The following is a 4,161-nucleotide window of genomic DNA, read 5'->3' as shown; positions in this document are numbered from 1 at the left end:
GCCGCCCGGCTGAACTTCTCGTAGCGGAAGCCCCAGCCGTCGTACTTGGGCACCCGGATCTCGGCCAGCAGTTCGCCGGGCGCCAACGCCGTGGTCAGGTAGTCGGTGAAGAACTCCCGGGCCGGGACCGTCCGCCGGCCCCGCGGCCCGACCGCGGTCAGCTCGGCGTCCAGCGCGAGCGCCACCGCCGGCAGGTCGGCGGCGGGATCGGCGTGGGCCAGCGAGCCGCCGAGGGTGCCGCGGTGCCGGACGGCCGGGTCGGCGACGGTGGCGGTGGCCGCGGCGAGCAGCCCGGCGTGGCGGCGTACCAGCGGGTCGGCGACGACGTCGTGGTGGGTGGTCATCGCGCCGATCACCAGCGCGTCGCCGTCGTCCCGCACGCCGCGCAGCCCGGGGATCCGGCCCACGTCCACGACCAGGTCGGGGAAGGCGAGCCGCATCCGCAGCAGCGGCAGCAGGCTCTGCCCGCCGGCGAGCACCTTGGCCTCGCTCCCGGCGGCCTCGGCGGCGGCGAGGGCGCCGACGGCATCGCCGACCGACTCGGGGCGTACGTAGTCGAATGCCGCGGGGATCATGCCTGGGCTCCCTTCCGCGCCTGCGCCTCCCGGAGCGCCTGCCACACGCGCTCCGGCGTGCAGGGCATCCGCACGTCGGTGACGCCCAGCGGGCGCAGGGCGTCGACGATCGCGCCCACGACCGCGGGGGTGGAGGCGATGGTGCCGGCCTCGCCGACGCCCTTGACGCCCAGCGGGTTGGACGTGGCGGGGGTCTCGGTGCGGTCGGTGACAAAGTCGGGCAGGTCGGGGGCGGCGGGCACGTGGTAGTCGGCGAGGGTGCCGGAGACGAGGTTGCCGTCGTCGTCGTAGACGGCCTCCTCGTACAGCGCCTGGGCGATGCCCTGCGCGAGCCCGCCGTGCACCTGGCCCTCCACGATCAGCGGGTTGACGACCTTGCCGACGTCGTCGACGGCGACGTACGAGCGGATGCGGACCGCGCCGGTCTCGGTGTCCACCTCGACCGCGCACAGGTGGGTGCCGTGCGGATACGAGAAGTTGTCCGGCTCCACGACGTGTCCCGCGTTGATCGTCGGCTCCATGCCGTCGGGCAGGTCGTGGCCGGTGAAGGTGGCGAAGGCGACCTCCTGGATCGTCTTCGCCTCCTCCGGCGAGCCGCGCACGGCGAACGTGCCCGCCGTGAACTCCAGGTCCTCCTCCGCGGCCTCCATCAGGTGGGCCGCGACCCGGCGCGCCTTGCCGACCACCTTCACCGCCGCCTCGTGCACCGCGACACCGCCGACGACCAGCGAGCGCGAGCCGTAGGTGTCCATGCCCTGCGGCGCGATGCGCGTGTCGCCGTGGAGCACGTCGACGTCCTCGACGGGGACGCCGAGCACGTCTGCGGCTATCTGGCTCCAGGTGGTGGCGTGCCCCTGGCCGTGCGGGCTGGTGCCGGTGATCACCTCGACCTTGCCGGTGGGCAGCATGCGGATGCTCGCCGCCTCCCAGCCGCCGGCCGCGTACCGCAGGTCGCGCAGCACCCGGCTGGGGGCCAGGCCGCACATCTCGGTGTACGTGGAGACGCCGACGCCGAGCCGCACGGTGTCCCCGCGCGCGTGCCGCTCGCGCTGCTCGGCGCGGAGCGCGGCGTAGCCGAAGTGGGCGAGGGCCTTGTCGGTGGCGGCCTCGTAGTTGCCGCTGTCGTAGGTCAGGCCGGCGACCGAGGTGTACGGGAACTCGCCGTGCCCGATCCAGTTGCGCCGGCGCAACTCGACGGGGTCGAGGCCGAGTTCCGCGGCGAGTTCGTCCATGATGCGCTCGACGGCGTACGTGGCCTCGGGGCGCCCGGCGCCGCGGTAGGCGTCGGTGGGGGTCTTGGTGGTGAAGACGCCGGTGCAGTGGAAGGCGTAGGCGTCCATCTTGTAGATGCCCGGGTACATGAAGGCCCCGAGGATGGGGATGCCGGGCGTGACGAGCATGAGGTACGCGCCCATGTCGGCCAGCAGGTCGACCTTCATGCCCAGCAGCCTGCCGTCGCGGGTCGCGGCGACCTCGACGTCCTGGATCTGGTCGCGGCCGTGGTGGGTGGCGAGGTAGCCCTCGGAGCGGGACTCCGTCCACTTCACCGGGCGGCCGAGGCGCTTGGCGACGACCAGCGCGAGGGCCTCCTCGGCGTACACCTGGAGCTTGGAGCCGAAGCCGCCGCCGACGTCGGGGGCGATGACCCGGATCTTCTGCTCGGGGATGCCGGTGACGACGGCAAGCATCAGGCGCAGGATGTGCGGGATCTGGGTGGCCGAGTACAGGGTGTACTCGTCGGCGCCGGTGGCCGCGGGGGCGGCGAGGACGGCGCGGGGCTCCATGGCGTTGGGGATGAGGCGCTGCTGGACGTAGCGGCGGGTGACGACGACGTCGGCGCGGGCCCTGGCCGCGGCGTAGTCGCCGCTCGCCAGGGGCCAGTCGAAGCACCGGTTGGTGCCCTTGCCGGCGTGGACGAGCGGGGCGCCGTCGGTGAGCGCGGCCTCCATGTCGAGCACGGGCGGCAGCGGGGTGTAGTCGACCTCGACGGCCTCCAGCGCGTCGGCGGCGGCGTAGCGGTCGCGGGCGACGACGACGGCGACGGGGTCGCCGGCGTGGCGTACCTCGCCGACGGCGAGCGGCGGGTGGTCGGGGTGGACGATGTCCTCGGTGACCGGCCAGGCGCAGGGCAGGGAGCCCAGCTCGCCGTCGAGGTCCGCGGCCCCGAACGCGGCGACGACGCCGGGGCGTTCGCGTACGGCGGTGAGGTCGAGGCGGTCGATGCGGGCGTGCGCCATCGGGCTGCGCAGCACCGCCATGTGGAGCATGCCGGGCAAAGTGAGGTTGTCGGTCCAGCTCGTGCGGCCGGTGACCAGGCGGGCGTCTTCCTTGCGGGGGTGGGAGCGGCCGACGGCGGGCGCGGGGCGCTCTGCGGTGGTCATATCGCGGCCTCCCCGCCGGCGTCGGCGTCGGCCGCTGCGGCGGCGGCGAGGACGGCGCGGACGATGTTCTGGTAGCCGGTGCAGCGGCAGAGGTTGCCCTCCAGGCCGTGCCTGACCTCCTCCGCGGTCGGGTGCGGGTTGGCCCGCAGCAGGTCGCGGGCGGCGAGGATCATCCCGGGGGTGCAGTAGCCGCACTGCAGCCCGTGCTCCTCGTGGAAGGCCCGCTGCAGCGGGTGCCACCGGCCGTCGGCGGCCAGCCCTTGGATCGTCGTCACCTCCGCCCCGTCGGCCTGAACGGCCAGCATGGAGCAGGATTTGACGCTGGCGCCCGACACGTCGACCGTGCAGGCACCGCAGTTGCCGGTGTCGCAGCCGACGGGTGTGCCGGTCAGGCCCAGGCGGTCGCGCAGGTAGTGCACGAGGAGCAGGCGCGGCTCCACGTCGTCCTCGTAGGTCGTGCCGTCGACTGTGACCGAGATGCGGCTCATGTGCCCTCCCCGGATCGGACGGGTCCGTGGCGCTGTGATGTGCGCCACTGTAGGACCGCATCCGGGACGGGGGAACCAGGCGGTGGCCCCTCGGCAGCCGGGCGGGCCGAACTGCCGCTTGTCGCATAGTGATCATTCTCATCCGAAGGGGTGGTGCTCGCGTGACGCGCGGGGCGAATGGCGCCGGCGGACCGTTTCGTCCCGTGTCGCCCTTCTAGGGTCGGGCCCGCACCGACACCCGATCGTCTTCGGAAAGGCCCTCATGAAGCTGCGCACCGCCCTGGGTTCCGTTCTCGCCGCACTCACCCTCGTGCTGCCGCTGGCCGGTCCCGCCCAGGCCGCCCAGGGCGACTTCCACTACACGTACGTGGACGGCTTCGGCCAGGAGCGCCGCGTCGACCTGCACGACCCGGTCAGCGGCAAGTGCATCAACCTCTACGGCGTCGGCGACGACCGGGTGCCGCCCGGCTACGCCCCGCACAACGAGACCGACACCGCGGCGACCGTCTACGTCGGCGCCAACTGCACCGGCCCCGAGTGGCGGCTGCGGGCGCACGGCAGGCCCACCAGGGACGAACTGGAGCTTCGCTCGGTGCGTTTCGACGCCCCGGACGCGCTCTGAGCACCGGCAGCCGGCGGGGCCCGGCCGCGTGCGCGCGGCCGGGCCCCGGGCTCAGGCGACGGTGACCGGGTGGCGGACGACCGCGTCGAAGAGGT

4 protein-coding genes are annotated in these 4,161 nt (G+C 73.9%); 1 reads left to right on the top strand and 3 read right to left on the bottom strand.

Features of this window, described 5'->3' with window-relative positions:
- From H5J30_RS20080 to H5J30_RS20070, 3 genes are all read right to left on the bottom strand, one after another.
- A partial coding sequence (locus H5J30_RS20080; protein WP_181788794.1) for an FAD binding domain-containing protein occupies positions 1-575 on the bottom strand: 575 nt, incomplete at its 3' end.
- Positions 572-2,956, bottom strand: a complete 2,385-nt coding sequence (locus tag H5J30_RS20075; RefSeq protein ID WP_181788793.1) for a xanthine dehydrogenase family protein molybdopterin-binding subunit — start codon at positions 2,954-2,956, stop codon at positions 572-574. The genes H5J30_RS20080 and H5J30_RS20075, both read right to left, overlap by 4 nt.
- Complete coding sequence (locus H5J30_RS20070; RefSeq protein WP_181788792.1) at positions 2,953-3,444, bottom strand: (2Fe-2S)-binding protein; 492 nt, start codon at positions 3,442-3,444, stop codon at positions 2,953-2,955. The genes H5J30_RS20075 and H5J30_RS20070 overlap by 4 nt, the downstream gene beginning before the upstream one ends.
- Before the next feature lie 262 nt (positions 3,445-3,706).
- Between H5J30_RS20070 and H5J30_RS20065 the strand changes: the two genes are divergently transcribed.
- On the top strand, positions 3,707-4,066 hold the full coding sequence (locus H5J30_RS20065) for a hypothetical protein (protein ID WP_181788791.1): 360 nt from the start codon (positions 3,707-3,709) through the stop codon (positions 4,064-4,066).
- The last annotated feature ends 95 nt before the right edge of the window (positions 4,067-4,161 follow it).

The organism is Streptomyces phytophilus, from assembly GCF_013870535.1.
Lineage (GTDB): Bacteria > Actinomycetota > Actinomycetes > Streptomycetales > Streptomycetaceae > Streptomyces > Streptomyces phytophilus.
The sequence above is the reverse complement of the archived record's forward strand: the minus strand, read 5'-3'. Positions and strand labels throughout refer to the sequence as shown.